This is a genomic window from Tepidimonas sp. (assembly GCF_036824975.1).
Lineage (GTDB): Bacteria > Pseudomonadota > Gammaproteobacteria > Burkholderiales > Burkholderiaceae_C > Tepidimonas.
In genome coordinates, this window is the sequence record NZ_DAISZC010000023.1 from 3,762 (window position 1) to 27,729 (window position 23,968).

A 23,968-nucleotide genomic window follows, 5' to 3' on the forward strand; every position below is an offset into this window, starting at 1 on the left:
TCCGCTTCGGGCAGCCGCCCGGCGGCCCGGCGCCGGGCGCCGCGCCGCTACCCCACCATCGAGGATGCCATTGGCGGCACGCCGCTGGTGGCGCTGCAGCGCATCGGCGAGCCCGACAATGGCCAGCGCAGCAACGTCGTGCTGGGTAAGTTGGAGGGCAACAACCCCGCTGGTTCGGTCAAGGATCGTCCCGCGCTGTCGATGATCCGGCGCGCCGAGGAGCGCGGCGAGATCCGCCCCGGCGACACACTGATCGAGGCCACCAGTGGCAACACCGGCATCGCGCTGGCCATGGCCGCCGCCATCAAAGGCTACCGCATGGTGCTCATCATGCCCGAGGACCTGTCGGTGGAACGCGCGCAGACGATGAAGGCGTTCGGCGCCGAGCTGATCCTCACGCCCAAGAGCGGCGGCATGGAGTACGCGCGTGACCTGGCGGAGAAAATGCAGCGCGAAGGCAAGGGCCGGGTGCTGGACCAGTTTGCCAACCCCGACAACCCGCGCATCCACTACGAGACTACCGGCCCGGAAATCTGGAAGCAGACCGGCGGGCGCATCACGCACTTCGTCAGCGCGATGGGCACCACCGGCACCATCACCGGGGTGGGGCGGTACCTGAAAGAGCGCAACCCGGCCATTCGCATTATCGGTGCGCAGCCCAGCGAAGGCTCACGCATTCCGGGCATCCGCAAGTGGCCGCCCGAGTACCTGCCTAAGATCTACGACCCTGCGCAGGTCGATGAGCTGGTCTACGTCAGTCAAGCCGATGCCGAGGCGATGTGCCGCCGACTGGCGCGCGAGGAGGGCATTTTTGCGGGGATTTCGGCTGCTGGGGCGTGCTGGGTGGCGCAGCAGATCGCCGCGCGCGAGCGCGACGCCACCATCGTTTTCATTGTCTGCGATCGCGGCGACCGCTATCTGTCCACCGGCGTCTTTCCGGCGTGAGGCCGGGGAGGAGCGCTGCGGTTGGGCTTGCGTGCCTGCGCGAGCGCCATGGGCATGGCAGCCCCCGCGGGTGCGACCCATGCGTTGTACACCCGCGCAACGCCGCAGCCATTGGTGTGCGCCTACGCCAGCCGATGTGCGTGCGGCTGGTGTTGTTATCGATGTGGGCTTGTGCGTGGGGCAACGCCGCTGCACCGCATGCGACTGACGTTTCCAGGTGCAGCCGCAGGTGGCCGATACGCGGCACCGCTGACGTGCACACCGGGTAAACCCCTAACCCCGCCCAGCCTGGGGTAACCGAGGCTTTTGGCAGCGCGCCGTACAATATGGGCCCAACGAGGTGTTTTGCCGATGAATATCGATCGCGAAGTGGACGCACGCGGCCTGAACTGTCCGCTGCCGATCCTGAAAGCCAAAAAAGCGCTGGCGGAGATGAGCAGTGGCCAGGTTCTGAAGGTGATTGCCACCGACGCGGGCTCGGTGCGCGACTTTCAGGCGTTTGCCAAGCAAACCGGCAACGAGCTGCTGCACCAGGAATCGAACGACGGGGTGCATATTTCGGTGCTCAAGCGCCGCTGAGGCTGCGGCCCAGCGCGCCGCAGTGCGGGGCCGTGGTGCATCGACAGCCGCCTACGGGCGGTAGCGGCCACAGTCACGGAAGGGGGCTGGCAGCGAGACGTGTGGCCACACCCGGTCAATCAGATGTCGCCCCAAACCATCACCTCCGTTGGTGATGGCTGAAGGGCAGGTCACTTTTCAAGGTGATGCCATCCCAGTTGAGCGCTCACCTCACACGGTAAGTCGGGTTTTTCCAGCCCTGTCAACCTGTGTCGATGTAAGCCGCTGCGCGTGGCGCTTCGGGTGCCGGGGGGCGGCAGCTCTGTCCCAGGCCCGCAAGACGCCCGGCGGCTTAACCGAGCCGCGCCAGCTGCGCCTGCACTTTCTCCAGCGCGGCGGAAAAGTCCGCCAGACGCTTGCGCTCCTGCTCGATCACCGCTGGCGGGGCCTTGGCCACGAATGCCTCGTTGGCCAGCTTGCCCTGTGCCTTGGCGATTTCGCCCTGCAGCCGCGCCACTTCCTTGCCCAGGCGGGCCTTCTCGGCGGCGACGTCGATGGGCATGAAGAGGCACAGGCGCGCGTCGCCCACCACCGCGACGGGCGCGGCCTGCGCGGCGGCCGTCCACTCGGCTTCGCTGGCAAAGACGCGTACTTCGCTGAGCTTGGCCAGTGCCTGCAGTGCGGCGGCCCAGCGCTGCAGAAACTCGCCGTCACCCAGCGCGTATAGCGGCAGACGCTGCGCAGGCGACACACCCATTTCACCGCGCAGGCGGCGACAGGCCTCCACCACGGCCTTGAAGTGCGCTACCGCGGCCTCGGCAGCGGGGTCGATGCGCTGCGGCTGCGCCTCAGGGTAAGGGGCGATGCTGACCGACGGCCCTGCGCGCTCGGCCACCGGGGCCACTTTCTGCCACAGTTCCTCGGTGATGAAGGGGATGATGGGGTGCGCCAGGCGCAGAATGGTTTCCAGCGTGCGAATCAGCGTGCGCCGCGTGGCGCGCTGCTGGGCGGCGTCGCCGGTGTGCAGCTGCACCTTGGCGATTTCCAGATACCAGTCGCAAAACTCGTCCCATACGAAGCTGTACAGCGCTTGCGCTACCAGGTCGAGCCGGTAGTCGGCAAAGGCGCGCGCGATGTCGGCCTCCACGCGCTGCAGCGCCGAGACGATCCAGCGATCGGCGGCAGAAAAACTCAGGTAGCCGTGGAAAGGGCCACCGGCGGCACACTGGTCGGGAGTGTGCTCGGCCAGGCCGCAGTCGTGCCCTTCGCAGTGCATCAGCACGAAGCGGGTGGCGTTCCATAGTTTGTTGCAGAAGTTGCGGTAGCCCTCGCAGCGCTTGCTGTCGAAGTTGATGCTGCGCCCCAACGAGGCCAACGCCGCGAAGGTCAAGCGCAGCGCATCCGCGCCGTAGGCTGGGATGCCGTCGGGAAACTCCTTTTCGGTGGCCTTGCGGATGGCGGGGGCGGTTTCGGGTTTGCGAAGCCCGGTGGTGCGTTTTTCCAGCAACGCAGGCAGGTCGATGCCGTCGATAAGGTCCACCGGATCGAGCACATTGCCCTCGGACTTGCTCATCTTGCGGCCCTGCGCGTCGCGCACCAGGCCGTGGATGTAGACGTGGCGGAACGGTACCCGGCCGGTGAAGTGGGTGGTCATCATGATCATGCGCGCCACCCAGAAGAAGATGATGTCATAGCCCGTGACCAGCACGGTGCTGGGCAGGTAGAGGTCGTAGTCGCTCAGCGGCGCGGCAGACGCCTGCGCTGTGCTCGCGGTTGCCGCCGTGCTGGCGTGGCCGGTTGCGACGGGGGGCTCGGCCGCCTCGGGCCAGCCCAGCGTGGAAAACGGCACCAGGGCGCTGGAGTACCAGGTGTCGAGCACGTCGGGGTCACGCCTGAGGCCCGCAGCCAGCAAGCGCTGGCGCTGCTCCGCGCCCAGGTGCGCCACGTAGGCCTCGAACTGGGCGCGGGCGTCGGCTTCGCTGCGCGCCACGTACACGTTGCCCTCTGCGTCGTACCAGGCTGGGATTTGGTGCCCCCACCACAACTGGCGGCTGATGCACCAGTCCTGGATGTTGCTCATCCACTGGTTGTAGGTGTTGACCCAGTTTTCGGGAATGAAGCGCACCTGTCCGCTGGCCACCGCGTCGATGGCTTTTTGGGCGATCGATTTGCCCGTGGGGTCTTGGTCCGACACCTTGGTCATGGCGACGAACCACTGGTCGGTCAGCATTGGCTCGACGATCTGGCCGGTGCGCGCGCAACGCGGCACCATCAGGCGGTGCTTCTTCACCTCCACCAGCAGTCCGGCGGCGCGCAGGTCTTCGACGATGCGCTGGCGGGCTTCGAAGCGGTCTAGCCCGCGGTAGGCGGGGGGGGCGTTGTCGTTGATCTTGGCATCCAGCGTCAGCACGTTGATCAGCGGCAGCTGGTGGCGCTGCCCGACCGCGTAGTCGTTGGCGTCATGTGCCGGGGTGACCTTGACCACGCCGGTGCCAAAGTTGCGATCCACATAGGCGTCGGCGATGATGGGGATTTCGCGCTCGCACAGCGGCAGGCGCACGTACTGTCCCACCAGGTGGGCGTAGCGCTCATCTTCGGGGTGCACCATCACCGCCACGTCGCCCAGCAGCGTCTCGGGCCGGGTGGTGGCCACCACCAGTTGCCCTTGGCCGCTGACCAACGGATAGGCGATGTACCACAAAAAGCCGTCTTCTTCCTCGCTTTCCACCTCCAGGTCCGACACCGCGCTCATCAGCACCGGGTCCCAGTTGACCAGGCGCTTGCCGCGGTAGATGAGGCCCTGTTCGTACAGCCGCACGAAGGTCTCCACCACCACGCGCGACAGCCGCTCGTCCATCGTGAAGTACTCGCGGCTCCAGTCCACGCTGTCGCCCAGGCGGCGCATCTGCTGCGTGATGGTGTTGCCGCTTTTCTCTTTCCATTCCCAGACGCGGGCGATGAAATTCTGGCGCGCGGCCTCGGGTGTGGCGCCCAGGTCGTGGCGGCTCAAGCCCTGCTGCTGCAACTGACGCTCCACCACGATCTGCGTGGCGATGCCCGCGTGGTCGGTGCCCGGAATCCAGACCGTGTTGTAGCCGCGCATGCGGTGGTAGCGCGTCAGGCTGTCCATGATGGTCTGGTTGAACGCATGCCCCATGTGCAGCGTGCCGGTGACGTTGGGCGGCGGCAGCTGAATGGCGAAGTTGTGCCCGGCGCGTGCAGCCTCGGCGTTGGGCGCTGCGGTGCCGCGCCAGCCGGCCCGGCCGTAGCCGCGGGCTTCCCATTCGGGGCCCCAGCGGCGCTCGACGGCAGCGGGCTCGAACGACTTGGACAGGCTGTTCAGACCGGGTTGGGCGGGGGTCTCGGACATGGTCGAAGCGGGTGTGCACGAAAGGGGCACGCGGCTGCGCGCTGGGACCAGCAGCCGCGCCCCGAAACCGATGATGGAAGTGGGCAATTGTAGAGGGGCGCTTCGCCGTGCCTGGTTGGGGCGGCGGGGGTGCCGCGGCGGCAGGCGCGCCAGCCGGGCGGCGGTGGCGGATCGGCGCTTGCCGTGGCGCTGTGGTGGCGCGGGTCGTCACCGGTAGTGACGCCGGCGGGTGCGGCTTTTCACGCACCGGAAGGGTACGGACACTGGCGCGTCGAAACGCTCCTCCTCGAGCACAGGACTGTGACAGCGCTATGTATGGTATCCCGCCAGTAAATTGATCGTCTCTATAGTGCGCATTGCCTTTTCCGTATGGACGGCCGCGCGGTGCGGGGGTATGGTTACCGAGCCTGCCCGCCATGGGGGCGCGGCGGTGTTCCCGAACCACCTGAAGGAGAAGAGACGATGCCACAACTGAAAGGCTCCAAGACCGAGCAGTGCTTGAAGGACGCCTTCGCGGGCGAGTCCATGGCCAACCGGCGTTATCTGTATTTCGCCAACAAGGCCGATGTGGAGGGCCAAAACGACGTGGCTGCGCTGTTCCGCTCGACTGCCGAAGGCGAAACTGGCCACGCGCACGGCCATCTGGAATTTCTGGAGCAAGCGGGTGACCCCGCCACCGGCATGCCGATCGGCACCACGCGCCAGAACCTGGAGTCGGCCATTGCGGGCGAGACGCACGAGTACACCGATATGTACCCGGGCATGGCCAAGACCGCGCGGGAAGAAGGCTTCGACGAAATCGCCGACTGGTTCGAGACGCTGGCCAAGGCGGAGCGTTCGCACGCCAACCGCTACGCCAAGGCGCTGGCCGAGCTGGTTGACTGATTGACGCCCTGCGGGCGCGGGGGCATGATCCCCGCGTCCCTTGGTGGCCCGCGCCGCCGCGCGAACGCTTTGACAACCGAGTCGCCGCCACACGGCGACCCCACTCCAGGAGACGCTCATGGCCCGTGAAGGCAACCTCGAGCCACCGACCCGGCACCCGCTCGACTGGCGCAACCCCGGCTTCTATGACGAGGCCAAGTGCTTGGAGGAGCTCGAGCGCATCTTCGACATTTGTCATGGCTGCCGCCGCTGCGTCAGCCTGTGCGGGGCATTCCCTACGCTGTTTGACCTGATCGACGACGGCAAGACCGGCGAGCTCGACGGCGTGGACAAAGCCGACTACTGGAAGGTGGTCGACCAGTGCTACATGTGCGACCTGTGCTACATGACCAAGTGCCCGTACACACCGCCGCACGAGTGGAACCTGGACTTTCCCCACACCATGCTGCGGGCCAAGGCGATCAAGTTTCGTCAGGGCAAGGTCAAGACCGCGGAAAAGCTGCTGGCCGCCACCGATGTGCACGGCTCGCTGGCTGGCATCCCGGTCGTGGTGCAGACCATCAACGCCGTCAACCGCTCCGCTGTCGGGCGCGTCGCGATGGAGAAGGTGCTGGACGTGCACCGCGATGCTTGGCTGCCCCAGCTGGCCACACGGACACTGCGCCAGGCGGCGCCGGCCGCGCCCGAGTCGCTGCCTGTTGTCGATGGCGAGCGTACCCCGGGCAAGGTGGCAATTTTTGGCACCTGTTTCGTCAACGCCAACGAACCCGGTATCGGGCTAGACCTGCTCAAGGTGCTGGCGCACAATGGCATTCCGTACACCCTGGTGGAGAAGGAGCGCTGCTGCGGCATGCCCAAGCTGGAGCTGGGCGATCTGGAGTCGGTGGCTGCCGCCAAGGAAGCCAATATCCCGGTGCTGGCGCGCTACGCGCGCGACGGCTTCGCCATCCTCAGCCCGGTGCCCAGCTGCACGCTGATGTTCAAGCAGGAGCTGCCGCTGATGTTCCCGGACGACGCCGATGTGCAGCTCGTCAAGGAAGCGATGTGGGACCCATTTGAGTATTTCAGCGCGCGCCGACGCGACGGGCTGCTGAAGACCGACTTCACCCAGCCGCTGGGCAAGGTCAGCTACCAGATCCCCTGCCACGGGCGGGTGCAAAACATCGGCCGCCGCACCGAGGAGCTGCTCAAACTCATCCCCGGCACCGAGGTCAACACCATCGAGCGCTGTTCGGGCCACGCTGGCACGTACGGGGTCAAGAAGGCCACCCATGCGGTGGCGATGAAGATCGGCAAGCCCGTGTTCAAGACCATGGCGCAGATGAAGGATGGCAGCTCACCGGACTACATCAGCTCCGACTGTCCGCTCGGTGGCCACCACATCGCGCAGGGCTTCGAGGTTAACCAGCTCGGCTCGCCCAAGCTGGCCCACCCGCTGACGCTGCTGGCCACCGCCTATGGCCTGAAGGACGGGCACACCGGCTCCTGAGGGCATGCGGCAAGACATGTGACGCACCAGGCGCACGATGCGCCTTCTACCGATACGGGAGTGTGACCCATGATCACCACCATGCAACTCACCGGCCGCATCACCCGCGAGACGCTGATGCCGCTGGAGGCGTACGCCAAGTGGCGCAAGCAGCACAAGGGCGAGGTGATCGCCCACCGCAAGCTGCGCACCGTGCATCTGGGCGAACACCTGACGGTGCAGTTCGAAAGCGAGCTGTCGATGCGCTACCAGATCCAGGAAATGCTGCGCATCGAAAAGATCTTCGAGGAAGAGGGCATCCAGGTCGAAATCGACGCCTATGCCCCGCTGGTGCCGGATGGCACCAATTGGAAGGCAACGATGATGATCGAATACCCCGACGTCAACGAACGCCGGCGCGAGCTGGCGCGGCTAATCGGCATCGAAGACCGCATGTTCGTCGAGGTCGAAGGGTACGAGCGCGTTTATGCGATTGCCGACGAAGACCTGGACCGCGAAACCGAGGATAAGACCTCGGCGGTGCACTTTCTGCGCTTTGAGCTGACGCCCACGATGCGTGCTGCGGTCAAGGCCGGTGCAGCGGTCAAGCTGGGTTGCGACCACACGAACTATCCCGCACACGTGCAGATTCCGCCCGAAACCCTGGCCAGCCTGGCGGGGGACCTGCAATAATCAGGGCGCCCGCGCGGCGGGCGCACGGAGTGCGTGCTGTTGCGCTGCCGGCACCGCGACGCGCGGTCGTCGTGCTCGGGTGGCCCCGCCGGGTTTCCCACCCACTGGGGCGCGCTGGGGTGTGGGACGTTAGCGTGCTGTTGCGTGCGCTGATCCGGTGTCCGGCAAGCGCACCGATGGTGCACCGGCGGCCCTACGCCGATGGCCCTACTGGGGCGACTTGATGCGTTGTTGACGACATGCTGCTGGTTCTGTCCCCTGCCAAATCGCTGGACTACGAATCCCCCCTGCCCGCGGTGACGCCCAGCGAACCGCTGTTCGTTGACGACGCGGCCGAGCTGATCGGGGTGCTGCGCACACTCGCGCCGCAGCAGGTGGCCGAGCTGATGGACCTCAGCGACACCCTGGCGGCGCTCAACGTGGCGCGCTACCAGGCCTGGCAGCGGGAGTTCACCCCCGACAACAGCCGCCCGGCCATCTACGCCTTCAACGGTGACGTGTACGAAGGGCTGGACGTGCGCAGCCTGGCACCAGCGGACGTACAGTGGCTGCAGGCGCACGTGGCCATCCTCAGCGGCCTGTATGGCGTGCTGCGGCCACTGGATCGCATGCAGCCGTACCGGCTGGAGATGGGCACGCGGCTGCTGACGTCGCGCGGGCGCAACCTCTATCAGTTCTGGGGCGCGCGCCTGGCGCGGTATTTGGATAGCCGCGCGGCGCAGGACGACGGCGTGATCGTCAACCTAGCCAGCGAGGAGTACTTCAAGGCGGTGGATCGGCGCGCGCTGACGGCGCGTGTGGTGCAGTGCGTGTTCGAGGAGCGCCGTGGCGCGGGCTACAAGGTCATCAGTTTTGCCGCCAAGCGCGCGCGCGGCCTGATGACGCGCTGGGCCGCGCTGCAGCGTGTGCAGCGTGTGCCGGATCTGCAGGGCTTCGACCTCGAGGGCTATCGCTTCGCACCCGGGGTCTCGGACGCCGACCGCCTGGTATTCCGGCGCGACGCCGCCGCCGGGGCAGCAGCGTGAACGGGGGCGCCACACGCGAGCCAGCGTTGGCAAGCGCGCAGTCGGGACAGCGGCTATGGCCCAGACCATCACTGCGGAGCTGAGGCAATGGATCGTGCAGCAGGCGCGCGCCGGCTGCAGCCCGCAGGATGTGCTGGCGGCGATGCGCCAGGCCGGCTGGCAGGAGGAAGTGGCGTTGCAAGCCATGGAAACGGCGCTGGAGGAGCACGTAAGTGCGTTACCTCGTCGAGTCGCCACATCGGCCTGGGCGCGGCCGCGCATCGACCTGACAGGGTCGCCGCGCACGCTCGACCTGGGGGACCGCACCGTGCGCGTGCTGGCGGCGCTGCAGCAGCCACGGCTGGTGGTGTTGGCCGACTTGCTGTCCGATGAGGAGTGCGCGGCGCTGATTGCCGCTGCTGAGCCGCGGCTGCAGCGCTCGCGCACGGTGCAGACCGCCACCGGGGGCGAGGAGCTCAATCCCGACCGCACCAGCGACGGCATGTTTTTCCGGCGCGCAGAGACGCCGCTGATTGCGCGCATCGAAGCGCGGCTGAGTCGCCTGGTCCAGTGGCCGGTGGACCACGGCGAAGGGCTGCAGGTGCTGCGCTATCGGCCCGGTGCCCAGTACAAGCCCCATTACGACTACTTCGACCCGGGCGCACCGGGCAGCGCTCGGATTTTGCAGCGCGGTGGCCAGCGCGTCGCCACGCTGGTCATGTACCTCAACGACCCTGAGGCTGGCGGCGGTACCACGTTTCCGGACATCGGGCTGGAGGTGTACCCTCAGCGCGGCCATGCGGTGTTTTTCGCCTATGATCGGCCGGATCCGTCCACTCAGACCCTACATGGCGGCGCACCGGTGCTGCGCGGCGAGAAGTGGGTGGCCACCAAGTGGCTGCGCGAGCGTGAGTTTCAGCCGTGACGGCGGCGCCACGCTGAGACCGTGGCCACTGGTCTGACGTGACAGCGGCCTCTGGCGCCGACGCCGAACGTCGTGTCGGCTGCGTCGTGCCGGCTTGTGCCGTTGCGGGCCGACAGCCCACGGGCACCGGTACTCGTTGGCACCAAGGCTCGACCACAATCCCTCCAACGCTGCATTCCCATGAGTTCCGTTGACGATCCCGTCCCGCCGAGTGCCGACCGCGCGCCATCGTGCGGCGCGGCCGCCGATCTGCAGGCCGCGCCGTTGGGGCGGGCCAGCGTCTATGTTGACCGCTACGACCCTAGCCTGCTGTGCCCGCTGCCGCGTGGCCCCAAGCGCGCCGAAATCGGCATCGGGGGCACCTTGCCGTTTACCGGTGCCGATCTGTGGACCGCGTTCGAGCTGAGCTGGCTCAACGAGCGCGGCAAGCCGCAGGTGGCCATCGCCCACTTCGTGATTCCGGCCGAGACCCCCAACCTGATCGAGAGCAAGTCGTTCAAGCTGTATCTGAACAGCTTTCACCAGACCCGCTTTGCCGATGTCGAGGCGGTGCGCGAGCGGCTGCGCGCCGATCTGTCGCAAGCCTTGTGGCGCGGTAGCGAACAGCGCGGTAGCGTGGGCGTGCGTTTGCTGCTGCCGGCCGAGTGGGGCGCGCAGCGTGTGCAAACGCTGCCGGGCTTGAGTCTGGACCGGCTGGACGTGGAGTGCACGTACTACCAACCAGCGCCGCAGCTGCTGCGCGCCGACGCCACCCAACCCCCCGTGGAGGAGGTGCTGACCAGCGACTTGCTCAAGAGCAACTGTCTGGTTACCGGTCAACCCGATTGGGGCAGCGTGCAGATTGCCTACAGCGGCCACCCCATCGACCAGGCCGGTCTGCTGCGCTACCTGGTGAGTTTTCGCCAGCACCAAGAGTTCCACGAGCAGTGCGTGGAGCGTATCTTCATGGACATCTGGACGCGTTGCCGACCGGTGCGTCTGAGCGTCTATGCCCGCTATACGCGCCGCGGGGGACTGGACATCAACCCGTGGCGCACCAGCCATCCGCAGCCCCTGCCCACCAACGCCCGGCTGGCTCGGCAGTAGCGGCTAGCCGGTCAGCAGGCGCTGCATCAGTTCTGGGGTGCTGCCGCACTGGTACTTGCGTTGCAGCCGCGTGCGGTACACTTCCACCGTGCGCGGGCTGATGCCCAGCGCCCTGGCGATCTGTTTTGCGGTGAGCCCGCGCGCCACCAGCGAGGCAATCTCCCGCTCGCGGGCGGTGAGTTCGGCCCGCACCGGCCGGCGGGCGGACAGATCCTCGAACGTCCAGATGCCGGCGGCGTGCGGGTCGGCGCGATCGAGCGCACGGCCGGTGACGTGGCACCAGAAGATTTGTCCGGCCAGACGACCGCCCACGCGCCGCATCAGCCGCTCATCGCTGTACCAGCCCTGCGCGTTCAGGATCGGGGCGATGCGGGCGCCGGTGCGCTCGAATTCGTCGGCGCTGGGGTAGAGCAGACGAAAGCTCTGACCCACCAGTTGCTCTCGGCTGGCACCGAACATGTCGCACAGCGCCTGGTTGCAGTCGATCATGATGCGATGGCGCGACAGCACCAGACCCACCGGCGCCAGCTCGAAGGCCAGACGGTAGGCGTCGGGGCTGGCCAGCCCTTCGGCGGGCGCGCACGATTCAGGTTGGGGGGCGTTCATCGCCGACGCGGTAGGGGGTGTTGCAGTGGGACGGGTTGGCCAGTGCCAGCCAACCGGTGGCCACGGCGGCGGGCAGTGCCAGCCACGCTGCCGCCTCACCGCTGAGCCATTGTCCGGTGAGCGCCACGATAGCGCCGCAGCCAGCCAACGCCAGCAGTATCGCGGCGCGCCGCGGGGGCCGTGCATGTGGCTGCACGCGCTCGTCGCGGATCGCCGCCCAGCACCAGGCCGCCAGTGCCAGCGCCCCCCACAGTGCCACCGTCAGGCGCAAGAATGCGGCCACCCCGCCGTCGCAAAGGGGGGCCGGGCGCAGCGCAGCGTCCCCGCAGCCAAACGCCAGCAGGGCGAAGGCCAGTCCCGGGCCCAGGTGCAGCAGGGTCAGACCGACGAGCAGCAGGCGCAGCATGGCGGAATCGGGGTTGGTCTTTACGCAATACTACGTAAACGCAACCGGTGTATCGTACGACTTTCTCCACCGAAGGACAGGAGCGTGCGAGCATGAACAAGGTCTATCCCAGCGCGGCAGAGGCCCTGCGGGACGTGGTGCGCGACGGGCAGTTGATTGCGGTTGGCGGCTTTGGCCTGTGCGGCATTCCCGAGGCGCTGATCGATGCGCTGCGCGCCAGTGGCGTCAAGGATCTGACGGTGATTTCCAACAACGCGGGCGTCGATGACTTTGGTCTGGGCAAGCTGCTGCAGACGCGGCAGATTAAAAAGATGATTTCCAGCTACGTGGGCGAGAACAAGGAGTTCGAGCGCCAGTATCTGGCCGGTGAGCTGGAGATCGAGTTCACGCCGCAGGGCACGCTAGCCGAGAAGCTGCGCGCCGCCGGCGCCGGCATTCCGGCCTTCTTCACCAAGACCGGTGTGGGCACTATCGTGGCCGAAGGCAAGGAGCACCGCGAATTCAACGGTGAAACCTACATCCTGGAGCACGCGCTGTTTCCGGAGGTGTCGCTGATCAAGGCCGATGTGGCCGATCTGGCGGGCAACCTGCGCTTTCGGCTGACGGCGCGCAACTTCAATCCCGCCGTGGCGATGGCGGGCCGCATCTGCATCGCCGAGGTCGAGCGTATCGTGCCCACGGGCGCCATCGAGCCCGATGACGTGCACCTGCCCGGCATCTATGTGCACCGCATCGTGCACAACCCCACGCCCGAGAAGCGCATCGAGCGCCGCACCACGCGCGAGCGCAAGGTCTGACCGAACGACAAGGAGAGCGCCATGCCCTGGACGCACGACGAGATGGCCGCGCGCGCGGCCCAAGAGCTACAGGACGGTTTCTATGTCAACCTGGGGATCGGGCTGCCGACACTGGTGGCCAACCACGTCCCCGACCACATCGAGGTCTGGCTGCAGAGCGAAAACGGACTGCTGGGCATCGGCCCGTTCCCCTACGAGGACGAGGTGGACCCGGACCTGATCAACGCTGGCAAGCAGACCATCACCACCATCAAGGGTTCGGCGACCTTCGGCAGCCACGACAGCTTTGCGATGATCCGCGGCGGCAAGATCAACTTGTCGATCCTGGGCGCGATGCAGGTGACCGACAAGGGTGATCTGGCCAACTGGATGATTCCCGGCAAGATGGTCAAGGGCATGGGCGGGGCGATGGACCTGGTGGCCGGCGTCAAGCGCGTCGTCGTGCTGATGGAGCACGTGGCGCGCAAAAAGGACGGCACGGAGGATTTGAAGATCATCCCCGCATGCACGTTGCCGCTGACCGGCCAAGGCGTGGTGGACCGCATCATCACCGACCTCGGGGTGATGGATGTGACGCCCGAGGGACTGAAGCTGGTGGAGCTGGCGCCGGGGGTGACGCGCGAGTTCATCCAGAGCAAGACCGGGGTGCCGCTGCGGTGATGGGCGCCGCTGGCGCGCGCCGCTTGCGCGTGGGCCTGGCGCTGGGCAGCGGGGCGGCGCGAGGCTGGGCGCACATCGGCGTGCTGCGCGTACTGCAAGAGGCGCAGGTGCCGGTGGACGTGGTGTGTGGCACCTCCATCGGCGCGCTGGTGGGGGCGGCGTTTGCGGCCGGTGAGCTGCCGCGGCTGGAGGCCTGGGTGCGCACGCTCACCTGGCCGCAGGTGGTCGGTCTGATTGACCTGCGCATGGGCGGCGGGCTGATCGAGGGCGGCAAACTGGTGGCGTTTTTTCGCGAGCGCTTTGCCGACGCGGGCATCGAGCAGCTGCCGCTGCCGTTTGGCTGCGTGGCCACCGAGCTGGGCACCGGGCGCGAGGTGTGGCTGCGCGAGGGGTCGGTCATCGACGCGGTGCGCGCCTCCATCGCGGTGCCGGGGGTGTTTACGCCGGCCCGAGTGCAAGGGCGACTGCTGGTCGATGGTGGCTTGGTCAACCCCGTTCCCGTATCGCTATGCCGGGCCATGGGGGCCGACGTGGTGATCGCGGTTGATCTGAACTGGCACCTGATGGCGCGGCGGCATCGCGTAGCGGGGCGTGCCGCCCCGAAGCCGCGCGGCGGGCTCATCGATGCGTTGCTGGCGCGGCTGCAGTGGCGCGCTGACCCTAAGGCGACCTCCTCCGCTGCCGGAGGCGAGCAGCCGTCGCTGTTGGACGTGCTGACCACCAGTTTGAATATCGTGCAGTGGCGCATCACGCAAAGCCGTCTGGCCGGCGAGCCGGCAGACGTGATGCTGCGGCCCATGCTGGCCGACATCGCCGCCATGGACTTTCACCGCGCGGCGCCGGCCATTGCGGCGGGCCGCAAGGCTGCCGAGCAGGCGCTGCCGGCGATTGCCGACGTGCTGCAGGTGCTGGCGCCGCCAGGGTCTGCAGAAGCGACGGCAGCGGTGGGCGGGTCGGCAGACGGCTCCTCACCGCCGCTCTGACCGCCCGCGGGGTGGACGACCAGGGCGGCGGTCAAAACGGCGCCGGACTGTGCCACGCGCACCACTGGCCCCTGCGCGGGTGCGGCAGCGCCAGTGTGCAGGCATGCAGCAGCAGTCGGGGGGCGGCGGCCTGCAGCGCGGGCGGGGCGTACAGCTCGTCGCCCAGAATCGGGTGGCCCAGCGCGAGCAGATGCACGCGCAGCTGATGCGAGCGCCCGGTGACGGGTTGCAGTGCCAGCCGCGTGGCCGGATGCCGTCCCCAGTGCAGCCGCCGCAGCGGCTGCCAGCGCGTGTGGCTGGGCTTGCCGTGCACGAAGCACACCACGCTGCGCGGCCGCCGAGGCCAGTCCACCACCAGTGGCAGACGGATGTCGCCCCAGGCGTCGACACCTGTGCCCACGGGTGGTAGCGGCCAGCCCGCGACGATGGCTTCGTAGGTTTTGCGCACCTGGCGGTCGGCAAACGCGCGCGACAGCGCCCGCTGCGCGGCAGGGTGGCGCGCCAGCACCAGCAGCCCAGACGTGGCCATGTCGAGCCGATGCACCACGTATAGCGGCCCCCAGTGTGGCTGCAGACGGGCGACCACACAGTCGGCCTTGTCCGGCCCCCGGCCGGGCACCGACAGCAGGCCCGCGGGCTTGTCGACGACGAGCAGGTCGGCATCTGCATGCCGCACCAGCGGGTCGCCGGCTGGCGCCACCAGCGCCACCGGCGGCGGCACCACAGCCAGACCGTCGTCGTGGCGCCGCGTTGCCTGACAGGGTGGCGCGGCAGGGGTCCGGATGGCTGCGGCATTCATCCGGCTGCCGCCTCCACGAACAGGCGCAGGCGTCGCTGACCCTGCCATTCGTCCACCCCCAGGCGCCAGGCCAGCTGGGTGCGGGCGGGCAAGGGGTCGGCGCGGCCAAACCAGATGGCCTCGTGCTCCGTGCCCGCCACGCGCACGCGCAGCGCCAGGTGGCGTTCGCCAACCAGGCGCTGCTGTAGGATGTCGACCTCGTCGTGAAACAGCGGGGCCGGGAATCCCTGGCCCCACACCTGGGCTTCTAGCAGCTCAGCGGTCGTCAGCACCAGCTCGTCGGCATGCAGCGCCCCGTCGGTGTCCAGGCGGCGCTGCAGCGTGGCCTCGTCCAGCCAGCGCTGTGCCACCGCCTGCAGCGCCGCTTCGAAGCGTGGCAGCGCATCCACCGCTAGCGTGCAGCCCGCCGCCATCGCATGTCCGCCAAAGCGCTGCAGCACTCCGGGGTGCTGCTTGGCGATCCAGTCCAGCGCGTCGCGCAGATGAAAGCCGGCAATAGAGCGCCCCGAGCCGCGCAAGCAGGTCGCGCCGTCGTCGGTCTGCGCTGGGGCAAACACGAAGGTGGGGCGGTGCAGGCGGTCTTTCAGGCGCGCGGCGACGATACCCACCACGCCCTCGTGGAACGAGGGGTCGAATATCACCAATGCCGGCGGCGCGTTGTCCGGGTCGAGCGCGGCGCCATGCCGTTCGGCCACCGTCTGCAGCGCCTGCTCGCGCATGGCGCTTTCGACGTGGCGGCGCTCGCGGTTGATGGCGTCCAGCGTTTGCGCCAGCGCATGGGCGCGCTGCGGGTCGTCGGTGATCAGACAGTCGATGCCCAGCGCCATGTCGCGCAGCCGCCCGGCGGCATTGAGCCGCGGTGCCACCGCAAAGCCCAGATCGGCGGTGGTGGCGCGCGCCGCCGGGCGGCCTGCCACCGCCAGCAGCGCCGCCAGACCCGGGGGCATGGCACCGGCGCGGATGCGGCGCAGACCCTGCGCCACCAGGCGGCGGTTGACGGCGTCCAGCCGCACCACGTCGGCCACGGTGCCCAGCGCCACCAAGGGCAGCAGACCGTCCAGCCGCGGTTGCGCCACGGCATCGAAACAGCCGCGACGGCGCAGTTCGGCGCGCAGCGCCAGCAGCACGTAAAACATCACCCCCACCCCGGCCAGCGCCTTGGACGGAAAGCCGCAGCCGGGCTGGTTGGGGTTGACGATCACGCAGTCCTGCGGTAGCCGGGGCTGGCCGTTGTGCACCAGCGGCAGGTGGTGGTCGGTGATGAGCACCTGCAGGCCCAGCGCGCGGGCGTGCGCCACGCCATCCAGGCTGGCGATGCCGTTGTCCACCGTGAGCAGCACATCGGCGCCGAGCGCGCGCACCCGCTCAGCCAGCGCCGGGGTCAGGCCGTAGCCGTCGCGCGCGCGGTCGGGCACCACGTAGCGCACGCGGGCGCCGCCCACGGCTGCGCCCAGCGCGTGCAGGCCACGCCAGGCGGTGGCGCAGGCGGTGGCGCCGTCGCAGTCGTAGTCGGCCACGATGCCGATGGTGTGCCCGTGCTGCAGCGCATCGGCCAGCAGCTCGGCAGCTTCTTGCGCACCGCGCAGTGTCGTCGGCGGCGGCAGATGAGCCAGGTCATCGTCCAGCTCGCGGGCATCGGTGACGCCGCGCGCGGCGTACAGGCGCGCCAACAGGGGAGCGATGCCGGCCTGTTGCAGTGCCCAGGCGGCGCGCGCCGGGGTGGGGCGGGGCGTCAGCTTCACAGCGCGCTCCACCACGTTGCGGCACCGTGCCCGTCGTCATCGCGCCGGGCGTGGGGTGGGGGCAGCGCGCCGGGGTTGCGTCTGCCGCCCCAGGGCCACAGGCGCTGCCACCAGGGGCCGCTGTGGCGGGCCGGGGGGACGCCTGGCGCGCGCGCGCCGTCCGCTGGCGCCGCTGTTGGTATCGCGGCGGCCCAGGTGGTGTCCAGAGCGCGCGCCAGCGCGATGCACTGCGCCCGGTCCAGCCGCCAGCGCCGCCAGCCACGCTGCCCGCACAACGTCAGCCTGTGGGGCCGGTCGGCGCCCGCCTTGGCGGCGTCCCGCAGCCACGGGACGAGTACGGTGTCGCTCAAGCGCTGCCAGGCCGCAGACCAGTCCTGCACCGGCACTGCTGGCCCGTCAGTCCAGCCCTCCATCAGCGCCACATCGGCGTTGGCGGGCGTGGGGCCATCGCCGGGCCAGACGCCAGCGCCATCCAGCCACAGGCCGTTGACGGCAGGCAGCCCGCGCGCGGCACGCGCGGTATTGACCGGGTGCCGGTCATACAGCATCTGCGCTTCGTTGAGCAGCCGCAGCAAAGCGCGGCCGGCTGGGTTGCCCATGTCGGCGGCGCGCTGGCGCCGCCACCACGGGTCGGCGCGCCGGTGGGCCACCCGGCTGAGGCTGGCGCCGCGCCAGCTGTCCAGGGCAGGCCCCTCCAAACGCCAGCGCTGCGCCGATTCGACATACAGGCGCCAGCCGTCCTCGGCCGCCAACGGCGTCAGCGCGTCGGCCAAAGCCTGCGCCTCCTCGGCGGTGATGGCCAACGCCTGCGCCGGCACGATCTGGATGTGATCCAGGCTGGCTTGCCAGTGGCACGGGTGCAGCCACGCACACGCTACCCCGACGCGCTGCGCCGACCACGCGGCCCAGGGCAGGGCCCCGTCGGTCACGGTCCAGCCCAGAGCCGTGGCCAGCGCGTGCTCGTGTGGTGGCGTCAGGCTCCACGGGTCGCCGTCGTGCGCCGCTTCGGGGGGGATGGCGTGCAGCGCCCGCACCAGCGGCGGGGGCTCGGGGGGCAGTCCGTCCAGCGGCGGGCCGGCATGGGCGACGATCAGGTGGCTAGCCACGGTCATATGCGCAATTGTCGGCCATCCGGCCCGCGCATGACGACGCAGCGGGCGGCGCCGTCAGGGCACAATCGGGTCATCGATTGCTTCAGGCGCTCCATGGCTGTCCCCTACGAATTGCTGATCGGCTGGCGCTACACGCGCGCCGGCCGCGCCAGCCGCCGCAATGGCTTTATCTCGTTCATCAGCGCGGTGTCGATGCTGGGTATCGCGCTGGGTGTGGCGGCGCTGATCATCGTGTTGTCGGTGATGAACGGTTTCCAGAAGGAGGTGCGCGACCGCATGCTAGGCGTGTTGGCGCACGTTGAGGTGCTGACCTTTGGCGGCGAGGCGCTGCCCGATGCGGCTGCGGTGGCGGCGGTGCTGCGGCAGCACCCGCGCGTGCGGGCGGTGGCCCCATTCATTGCTGAGCAGGGGCTGCTGGCGCGGGGGCAGGACATGAAGGGAGTGGTGGTGCGCGGCGTCGACCCAGCCGCCGAGCCGGCGGTAACGGCGCTGGGGGCCGATTGGGCCGCGCAAGCGCTGGCGGCCCTGCAGCCCGGGCGCTTTGGCGTCGTGCTGGGGGCGGCGCTGGCGCGTGCGCTGGGGGTGACCACTGGCGACACCGTCACACTGGTGCTGCCGTCGGGGCAGCTCACCCCCGCCGGCGTGGTGCCACGGCTGCGCCAGATGACGGTGGTGGGACTATTCGACTCCGGTCACTATGAGTACGACGCCACGCTGGCGCTGGTGCACCTGGAGGATGCGCAGCGATTATTCCGGGTCGAGGGACCGACGGGACTGCGCGTGCGGCTGGACGACCTGCACGCGGCGCGCGAGGTGGCCATCGAGCTGGCGGCGCGTCTGCAGACGGCCGGCTTCGAGGGCCTGGCGGTGCGCGACTGGACACGCGCCAACCGCACCTGGTTTGCCGCGGTGCAGGTGGAAAAGCGCATGATGTTCATCATTCTGACGCTGATCGTGGCGGTGGCGGCATTCAACCTGGTCTCGACGCTGGTGATGACCGTCACCGACAAGCGCGCCGACATCGCCATCCTGCGCACGCTGGGGGCCAGCCCGCGCAGCATCATGGCGATTTTCGTGGTGCAGGGTGCGGCGGTGGGCGTCATCGGCACCGCGGCGGGGCTGACGCTGGGATTGGGGGTGGCCTTCCATATCGATACCTTGGTCCCGGCGCTGGAGCGTTTGCTGGGCGTGCATTTCCTGCCGCAGGACATCTACCTCATCAGCCGCATGCCCAGTGACCCGCAGGCGGCCGACATCGTGCCCATTGCGTTGATCGCGCTGGCGCTGGCGTTCGCCGCCACGCTCTACCCCAGCTGGCGCGCCAGCCGCATCAACCCGGCGGAGGCGTTGCGTTATGAGTAAGACAGCGCTGATCGGTCTGTTGATCGGAATGGGGTTTCAGTCCCCTTCCTGCGCCGATGGGCGCGCGAGGTCATGGCGTACGTGTCCATCCGGCGGGATCGGGCTGCGGGTACCTTCCGGCGCGGGGGCACGTCATGAGTGAAACCCAGATCGAGCCACCGCGGGCCGCGGAGTTGGGATCGGCGTCCGCGGGGGGCGCGTCGGCCGTGGTGCTGCAGGCGCGCGGCCTGGTCAAGCGCTTTGGCGAGGGGCGGCTGGATGTGACCGTCTTGCGCGGCGTGGACCTGACTGTGCATGCTGGCGAGACGGTGGCCATCGTCGGTGCTTCCGGCTCCGGCAAGAGCACGCTGCTGCACCTGCTGGGGGCGCTGGATGCGCCCACCGACGGGCAGGTGCACCTGATGGGGCAGGACCTGCAGCGGCTCGGACCGCGCGAGCAGGGCTTGGCGCGCAATCGCCACCTGGGGTTTGTGTATCAATTCCACCACCTGCTGCCCGAATTCAGCGCCTGTGACAACGTGGCGATGCCGCTGTGGATCCGGCGCAGCGACCGCGCTGAGGCGGCGCGGCGCGCGGCCGACTGGCTGCGGCGGGTCGGGTTGGGTGAGCGGCTGCAGCACCGGCCGGCGGAGCTCTCCGGCGGGGAGCGCCAGCGGGTGGCGATTGCGCGCGCGCTCGTCACGCAGCCCGACTGCGTGCTGGCCGATGAACCGACCGGCAATCTCGACCGTGACACGGCCCGCACGGTGTTTGGCCTGATGCTGGAGCTGGCGCGCGCCCAGGGCACGGCGTTCGTGCTGGTGACGCACGATCCCGAGCTGGCCGCGCGCTGCGACCGCACGCTGCGGCTGTCCGGCGGCGTCCTGAGCTCGATGGGCTAACCCCGGCGCGGTGCACCCCTCACGGCTGCGCTGCCTCCGCACAGGGGCGGGGCCGGCACGCCGCAACGCCACGGCGAAGACGGTCGAGCGGCAGCAGACCTAATGGGCGCTATCGGCCGACCGCATGGCCCACCGGCGGGTGGTGCGGTGGCGCTGTCCGTGGCAGCAGGACAGTTGGCCAAGACGGCGGCTGCCACCCTGCAGTCCAGGTGGGCCGCCGCAGCGACGACCGCGGCGAGACCGGTCGTCAGCGGGTCGTCGGATTTAGGGTTTACACTAATCACGATATTCGCAAGTAATCATATACTGCGGTTATGAACCCGTGCGCCTGCCCCCTGTCTGCCGACCCGCCGGTGGCGGTGTTCGAGGTCGTGGCGCGGCGCTTCAGCGTGTTGGGCGAGCCGACGCGGCTGCGCATCCTGCACACGGTGTGCCAGGCTGAGCGCTGCGTCAACGACATCATGCACGTGACGGGGCTGGAGCAGGCCAACGTCTCGCGGCATCTGGCGCGGCTGTACCAGGCCGGGCTGCTGACGCGACGGCGCGTGGGCAATCGGGTGTACTACCGGGCGTCGCGGTCGCCGGACCTCGAACTGTGCCGCCTGGTCGTGCAGCAGGTGATGGGTGTCCAGTCGGCAGCGCGTGCCGAGCGCAAGGCCGGTGGCCCGATCTCGGTGTTTCCCGTTCAGTCAAAGGAAGAAACCAGTGTCTGAGAATCTCCGTGATATCGTCGGCCGGGTCAAGCCCGCGCCCGAGAACCATCTCAGCCCCGAGCTGTTGGAGCTGGCGCGCAAGGCACGGCGCAGTTTCATGGCCAAGGCGCTGGCCATGGGGGCCGGTGCCGCAGGCGCCGCCGTGGGCGGTAAGGCCATCGCCGCCCCCGAAGGCGAAGATGCCATCCTCAAGCTGCCCGAGCACACCACCGGGCTGGGGCAGCCGGTGGCCGCGCGCGGCTACGGCATGCCCAGCAAGTGGGAAAGCAACCTGCAACGCCGCGAAAGCCCGGGTCTGACACGGGTGTCGCAGGCGTCGGTGAGCTTCACACCGCTGCAGGGCCTGTTTGGCATCATCACGCCCAGTGGTCTGCACTTCGAGCGCCACCACCAAGGCTGGTGGGACATCGATCCCTCGCAGCACCGCCTGATGGTTCACGGAGACGACGGGCTGATCAAGCGGCCGCGCGTCTTCACCATGGATGAATTGATGCGCCTGCCCAGCGTCTCGCGTATCCACTTCTTGGAGTGCGGGGCCAACACCGCGATGGAGTGGGCCAACGTGGCGGTGCCCACCGTGCAGTACACGCACGGCATGTGCAGCTGCTCGGAGTGGACCGGGGTGCTTCTGTCCACGCTGCTGGATATGTGCGGCATCGACCGCAAGCGCGCCAAGTATGTGCTGGCCGAAGGGGCGGACGGCTCGTCGATGACGCGCACCATCCCGATCGAGCTGGCGATGGACGACGTCATCGTTGCCTGGGGTCAGAACGGCGAGATGCTGCGGCCCGAAAACGGCTACCCGCTGCGCCTGATCGTGCCCGGGGTGCAGGCGGTCAGTTCCGTGAAGTACCTGCGCCGCATCGAAGTGGGCGACAAGCCCTGGGGCACCAAGGACGAGTCCATCCACTACATCGACCTGTTGCCCAACGGACTGCACCGCCAGTACAGCGGCATCCAGGAGTGTAAGAGCGTCATCACCTCGCCCTCGGGTGGGCAGACGCTGCTCGATCGCGGCTACTACAACATCACCGGCTTGGCGTGGTCGGGCCGCGGCACCATCAAGGCGGTGGACGTGTCGGTCGATGGCGGCCGCACCTGGCGTCCGGCCCGGCTGGAAAAACCCATTCTGCCCAAGGCGTTTACGCGCTTCAACTTCGACTGGGTGTGGGACGGCAAGCCGGCCATCCTGCAAAGCCGCGCCATCGACTCCACCGGCTATGTGCAGCCCAAGATCAACCAACTGCGGGCGGTGCGTGGCACGCGTTCCATCTACCACAACAACGCCATCCAGAGCTGGCTCGTGGCCGAAAACGGCGAAGTCTCCAACGTGCAGGTGTACTGAAGATGAAGCGTATCCAACACACTGTTCGCGCGGCCGCCGTTGCCGCGCTGCTGGCCGCGGGCTTCGCCGGGGCGGCGCACGCCAACAAGCCATGGTATGACATGGGCCGCGCGCCCACGCCGGCCGAGATCAAGGCCTGGGACATCGATGTGCGGCCGGACTTCAAGGGCCTGCCCAAGGGTTCCGGGTCGGTGCGGCACGGCCAGGAAGTGTGGGACGCCAAGTGCGCGTCCTGTCACGGCGAGTTCGGTGAGTCCAACGAGGTGTTTACGCCCATCGTCGGCGGCACCACCAAGAAGGACATCGAGACTGGCCGCGTCGCCAATCTGCGGCTGGAGGCCCACTACCCGCAGCGCACTACGCTGATGAAGGTGCCCACGATCTCGACACTGTGGGACTACATCAACCGCGCCATGCCGTGGAATGCGCCCAAGTCACTGTCGGTTGAGGATGTCTATGGCGTCGTGGCGTACATCCTGCATCTGGGCGACATCGTGCCGGAAGATTTTGTCCTGAGCGATCAAAACATCGCCGAGGTGCAAAAGCGTATGCCCAACCGCAATGGCATGACCACCGACCACGGGCTGTGGTTGCCCAACTATACCTTCTCCGGCAAGCCTGACGTGCGCAATACCCGCTGCATGAAGGACTGCCCGGTCGAGGGTGACATCAAATCCATGCTGCCGGATTGGGCACGCGACTCGCACGGCAACCTGCTCGAGCAGCAGCGTATCATCGGTCCGACGCGCGGCTTGGACACCACGAAGCCGCCGCGCAAGGAGCCGCTGACGCAGCGGGTATCGATGACGGCCCCGGTGCCGGCGGGTGTCGCCCAGGCCGATCCAGGTGCCGCCGCGAAGGCGCTGCTGGCCAAGAACGCCTGCACCGCCTGCCATGGCGTGGCCAGTAAGATCGTTGGTCCTGGCTTCAACGAGGTGGCTGCCAAGCACAAGGGCAAGGCCGATCTCGAAGGGTATTTGGTCGACAAGATCAAAAGCGGTGGTCAGGGCGTCTTCGGGGCCATTCCCATGCCGCCGCAACCACAGGTCAGCGATGCCGACGCCAAAGCGATTGCGGCCTGGATTGCAGCGGGCGCCAAGTGACCAGCGTGTGGGCGGGGAACCCGCCCACCTCGTAGCGTCTCTCAACAACGAGCCTCGGGGACGGGGCAATACACAGGAGCACAACGATGATGCGGAAAATGTTGTTTGCGGCGACGATGGGTGTGGCGGTGCTGACCGCGCCGGCGTATGCGCTCGATGCCGCTGCGGCCAAGGGGCTGGCGCAAAAGAATGCCTGCATGGGGTGCCATGCCGTTGACAAGAAGATGGTGGGTCCGGCGTACAAGGACATCGCTGCCAAGTACAAGGGGATGAAGCCGGAAGAGCTCGCCGCCTCAATCAAGAAGGGGGGCACGGGCAAGTGGGGTCCGGTACCGATGCCCGCCCAGCCGAACCTGAGCGACGCCGACGCGAAGGTGCTGGCTGAGTGGGTGCTGGCCGGAGCGCCTGACAAGTGATGTCCGCTTTGTGCGGGGTATGTAGTCGACAAGGAGTTAAAGATGAAGCAGAATCGACGCGCCGTGCTGAAGGCCGGCGGTGCGCTGGCGACGCTGGTGTCGCTGGGGG

23 protein-coding genes are annotated in these 23,968 nt (G+C 68.3%); 17 read left to right on the top strand and 6 right to left on the bottom strand.

Annotated features, from left to right (window positions below; genetic code table 11):
• Positions 1-57: 57 nt before the first annotated feature.
• Together cysM and V7Z54_RS04315 are read left to right on the top strand one after the other, a co-directional pair.
• The gene (gene cysM / locus V7Z54_RS04310; protein WP_334134649.1) at positions 58-945 is read left to right on the top strand and encodes a cysteine synthase CysM; all 888 of its coding nucleotides are present in this window, start codon (positions 58-60) and stop codon (positions 943-945) included.
• A 351-nt stretch (positions 946-1,296) separates the two neighbouring features.
• Positions 1,297-1,524 carry a sulfurtransferase TusA family protein gene (locus V7Z54_RS04315; protein ID WP_334134616.1) on the top strand — a complete coding sequence of 76 codons (228 nt, stop codon included), beginning with the start codon at positions 1,297-1,299 and terminating at the stop codon, positions 1,522-1,524.
• Positions 1,525-1,855: 331 nt separating this feature from the next.
• Here V7Z54_RS04315 and V7Z54_RS04320 read toward each other — a convergent pair whose 3' ends face one another.
• Complete coding sequence (locus V7Z54_RS04320; protein ID WP_334134617.1) at positions 1,856-4,873, bottom strand: valine--tRNA ligase; 3,018 nt, start codon at positions 4,871-4,873, stop codon at positions 1,856-1,858.
• Positions 4,874-5,335: 462 nt separating this feature from the next.
• Here V7Z54_RS04320 and V7Z54_RS04325 point away from each other — a divergent pair, with 462 nt between their 5' ends.
• The 6 genes from V7Z54_RS04325 (at position 5,336) to queF (ending at position 10,934) form a co-directional block, all read left to right on the top strand.
• On the top strand, positions 5,336-5,758 hold the full coding sequence (locus V7Z54_RS04325; RefSeq protein ID WP_043698586.1) for a rubrerythrin family protein: 423 nt from the start codon (positions 5,336-5,338) through the stop codon (positions 5,756-5,758).
• Between the two features lie 118 nt (positions 5,759-5,876).
• Complete coding sequence (locus tag V7Z54_RS04330) at positions 5,877-7,247, top strand: (Fe-S)-binding protein (protein ID WP_334134621.1); 1,371 nt, start codon at positions 5,877-5,879, stop codon at positions 7,245-7,247.
• A gap of 81 nt (positions 7,248-7,328) precedes the next feature.
• Positions 7,329-7,919: a DUF3501 family protein gene (locus V7Z54_RS04335; RefSeq protein ID WP_334134650.1), complete on the top strand. Its 591-nt coding sequence runs from the start codon at positions 7,329-7,331 to the stop codon at positions 7,917-7,919.
• Between the two features lie 239 nt (positions 7,920-8,158).
• Positions 8,159-8,944 (top strand): peroxide stress protein YaaA, encoded by a 786-nt coding sequence (yaaA, locus tag V7Z54_RS04340; protein ID WP_334134622.1) that lies wholly within the window; start codon positions 8,159-8,161, stop codon positions 8,942-8,944.
• Positions 8,945-8,999: 55 nt separating this feature from the next.
• Entirely contained in the window at positions 9,000-9,848 is an 849-nt protein-coding gene (locus tag V7Z54_RS04345) for a 2OG-Fe(II) oxygenase (RefSeq protein ID WP_334134624.1), read from the top strand.
• A gap of 180 nt (positions 9,849-10,028) precedes the next feature.
• Positions 10,029-10,934, top strand: a complete 906-nt coding sequence (gene queF, locus V7Z54_RS04350; protein WP_334134626.1) for an NADPH-dependent 7-cyano-7-deazaguanine reductase QueF — start codon at positions 10,029-10,031, stop codon at positions 10,932-10,934.
• A gap of 3 nt (positions 10,935-10,937) precedes the next feature.
• Here the strand turns inward: queF and V7Z54_RS04355 are convergent, their stop codons facing one another.
• Complete coding sequence (locus V7Z54_RS04355) at positions 10,938-11,540, bottom strand: LuxR C-terminal-related transcriptional regulator (protein ID WP_334134628.1); 603 nt, start codon at positions 11,538-11,540, stop codon at positions 10,938-10,940.
• On the bottom strand, positions 11,521-11,946 hold the full coding sequence (locus V7Z54_RS04360; protein ID WP_334134630.1) for a hypothetical protein: 426 nt from the start codon (positions 11,944-11,946) through the stop codon (positions 11,521-11,523). The genes V7Z54_RS04355 and V7Z54_RS04360 overlap by 20 nt, the downstream gene beginning before the upstream one ends.
• A 92-nt stretch (positions 11,947-12,038) precedes the next feature.
• Here V7Z54_RS04360 and V7Z54_RS04365 point away from each other — a divergent pair, with 92 nt between their 5' ends.
• The 3 genes from V7Z54_RS04365 to V7Z54_RS04375 are packed head-to-tail and all read left to right on the top strand — an operon-like array spanning position 12,039 to position 14,386.
• The gene (locus V7Z54_RS04365; protein ID WP_334134653.1) at positions 12,039-12,743 is read left to right on the top strand and encodes a CoA transferase subunit A; all 705 of its coding nucleotides are present in this window, start codon (positions 12,039-12,041) and stop codon (positions 12,741-12,743) included.
• Positions 12,744-12,764: 21 nt separating this feature from the next.
• The gene (locus V7Z54_RS04370) at positions 12,765-13,403 is read left to right on the top strand and encodes a 3-oxoacid CoA-transferase subunit B (RefSeq protein WP_334134632.1); all 639 of its coding nucleotides are present in this window, start codon (positions 12,765-12,767) and stop codon (positions 13,401-13,403) included.
• The gene (locus V7Z54_RS04375; RefSeq protein WP_334134634.1) at positions 13,403-14,386 is read left to right on the top strand and encodes a patatin-like phospholipase family protein; all 984 of its coding nucleotides are present in this window, start codon (positions 13,403-13,405) and stop codon (positions 14,384-14,386) included. Before V7Z54_RS04370 ends, V7Z54_RS04375 begins: the two co-directional genes overlap by 1 nt.
• 31 nt (positions 14,387-14,417) lie before the next feature.
• Here the strand turns inward: V7Z54_RS04375 and V7Z54_RS04380 are convergent, their stop codons facing one another.
• Genes V7Z54_RS04380 through V7Z54_RS04390 form a run of 3 tightly spaced genes read right to left on the bottom strand, consistent with a single transcriptional unit; the run spans position 14,418 to position 18,039 of the window.
• Positions 14,418-15,185, bottom strand: a complete 768-nt coding sequence (locus tag V7Z54_RS04380; protein WP_334134635.1) for an RluA family pseudouridine synthase — start codon at positions 15,183-15,185, stop codon at positions 14,418-14,420.
• Positions 15,182-16,927: a single-stranded-DNA-specific exonuclease RecJ gene (gene recJ / locus V7Z54_RS04385; protein WP_334134637.1), complete on the bottom strand. Its 1,746-nt coding sequence runs from the start codon at positions 16,925-16,927 to the stop codon at positions 15,182-15,184. The genes V7Z54_RS04380 and recJ overlap by 4 nt, the downstream gene beginning before the upstream one ends.
• Positions 16,924-18,039, bottom strand: a complete 1,116-nt coding sequence (locus tag V7Z54_RS04390; protein WP_334134638.1) for a hypothetical protein — start codon at positions 18,037-18,039, stop codon at positions 16,924-16,926. Before V7Z54_RS04390 ends, recJ begins: the two co-directional genes overlap by 4 nt.
• Positions 18,040-18,132: 93 nt before the next feature.
• On the opposite strand from V7Z54_RS04390, the gene V7Z54_RS04395 reads away from it, so the two are divergent.
• The 6 genes from V7Z54_RS04395 (at position 18,133) to V7Z54_RS04420 (ending at position 23,859) form a co-directional block, all read left to right on the top strand.
• Positions 18,133-19,401: a lipoprotein-releasing ABC transporter permease subunit gene (locus tag V7Z54_RS04395; protein WP_334134640.1), complete on the top strand. Its 1,269-nt coding sequence runs from the start codon at positions 18,133-18,135 to the stop codon at positions 19,399-19,401.
• A 134-nt stretch (positions 19,402-19,535) separates the two neighbouring features.
• A complete protein-coding gene (gene lolD, locus V7Z54_RS04400) occupies positions 19,536-20,282 on the top strand; it encodes a lipoprotein-releasing ABC transporter ATP-binding protein LolD (protein ID WP_334134642.1) in 747 nt (248 codons plus the stop codon).
• A gap of 314 nt (positions 20,283-20,596) precedes the next feature.
• A complete protein-coding gene (locus V7Z54_RS04405) occupies positions 20,597-20,995 on the top strand; it encodes an ArsR/SmtB family transcription factor (protein WP_334134644.1) in 399 nt (132 codons plus the stop codon).
• Complete coding sequence (soxC, locus tag V7Z54_RS04410) at positions 20,988-22,340, top strand: sulfite dehydrogenase (RefSeq protein ID WP_334134645.1); 1,353 nt, start codon at positions 20,988-20,990, stop codon at positions 22,338-22,340. Before V7Z54_RS04405 ends, soxC begins: the two co-directional genes overlap by 8 nt.
• A gap of 2 nt (positions 22,341-22,342) precedes the next feature.
• Positions 22,343-23,443, top strand: coding sequence for a c-type cytochrome (locus tag V7Z54_RS04415; protein ID WP_334134647.1), 1,101 nt, complete (start codon positions 22,343-22,345; stop codon positions 23,441-23,443).
• An 89-nt stretch (positions 23,444-23,532) separates the two neighbouring features.
• The gene (locus tag V7Z54_RS04420) at positions 23,533-23,859 is read left to right on the top strand and encodes a c-type cytochrome (RefSeq protein ID WP_334134654.1); all 327 of its coding nucleotides are present in this window, start codon (positions 23,533-23,535) and stop codon (positions 23,857-23,859) included.
• Positions 23,860-23,968: the final 109 nt, after the last annotated feature.

Coding starts and splice junctions, on each gene's coding strand:
- V7Z54_RS04315 (WP_334134616.1), top strand. CDS start 1,297: ATGAATATCGATCGCGAAGTGGACGCACGCGGCCTGAACTGTCCGCTG.
- V7Z54_RS04320 (WP_334134617.1), bottom strand. CDS start 4,873: ATGTCCGAGACCCCCGCCCAACCCGGTCTGAACAGCCTGTCCAAGTCG.
- V7Z54_RS04325 (WP_043698586.1), top strand. CDS start 5,336: ATGCCACAACTGAAAGGCTCCAAGACCGAGCAGTGCTTGAAGGACGCC.
- V7Z54_RS04330 (WP_334134621.1), top strand. CDS start 5,877: ATGGCCCGTGAAGGCAACCTCGAGCCACCGACCCGGCACCCGCTCGAC.
- V7Z54_RS04335 (WP_334134650.1), top strand. CDS start 7,329: ATGCAACTCACCGGCCGCATCACCCGCGAGACGCTGATGCCGCTGGAG.
- yaaA (WP_334134622.1), top strand. CDS start 8,159: ATGCTGCTGGTTCTGTCCCCTGCCAAATCGCTGGACTACGAATCCCCC.
- V7Z54_RS04345 (WP_334134624.1), top strand. CDS start 9,000: ATGGCCCAGACCATCACTGCGGAGCTGAGGCAATGGATCGTGCAGCAG.
- queF (WP_334134626.1), top strand. CDS start 10,029: ATGAGTTCCGTTGACGATCCCGTCCCGCCGAGTGCCGACCGCGCGCCA.
- V7Z54_RS04355 (WP_334134628.1), bottom strand. CDS start 11,540: ATGAACGCCCCCCAACCTGAATCGTGCGCGCCCGCCGAAGGGCTGGCC.
- V7Z54_RS04360 (WP_334134630.1), bottom strand. CDS start 11,946: ATGCTGCGCCTGCTGCTCGTCGGTCTGACCCTGCTGCACCTGGGCCCG.
- V7Z54_RS04365 (WP_334134653.1), top strand. CDS start 12,039: ATGAACAAGGTCTATCCCAGCGCGGCAGAGGCCCTGCGGGACGTGGTG.
- V7Z54_RS04370 (WP_334134632.1), top strand. CDS start 12,765: ATGCCCTGGACGCACGACGAGATGGCCGCGCGCGCGGCCCAAGAGCTA.
- V7Z54_RS04375 (WP_334134634.1), top strand. CDS start 13,403: ATGGGCGCCGCTGGCGCGCGCCGCTTGCGCGTGGGCCTGGCGCTGGGC.
- V7Z54_RS04380 (WP_334134635.1), bottom strand. CDS start 15,185: ATGAATGCCGCAGCCATCCGGACCCCTGCCGCGCCACCCTGTCAGGCA.
- V7Z54_RS04390 (WP_334134638.1), bottom strand. CDS start 18,039: ATGACCGTGGCTAGCCACCTGATCGTCGCCCATGCCGGCCCGCCGCTG.
- V7Z54_RS04395 (WP_334134640.1), top strand. CDS start 18,133: ATGGCTGTCCCCTACGAATTGCTGATCGGCTGGCGCTACACGCGCGCC.
- lolD (WP_334134642.1), top strand. CDS start 19,536: ATGAGTGAAACCCAGATCGAGCCACCGCGGGCCGCGGAGTTGGGATCG.
- V7Z54_RS04405 (WP_334134644.1), top strand. CDS start 20,597: ATGAACCCGTGCGCCTGCCCCCTGTCTGCCGACCCGCCGGTGGCGGTG.
- V7Z54_RS04415 (WP_334134647.1), top strand. CDS start 22,343: ATGAAGCGTATCCAACACACTGTTCGCGCGGCCGCCGTTGCCGCGCTG.
- V7Z54_RS04420 (WP_334134654.1), top strand. CDS start 23,533: ATGCGGAAAATGTTGTTTGCGGCGACGATGGGTGTGGCGGTGCTGACC.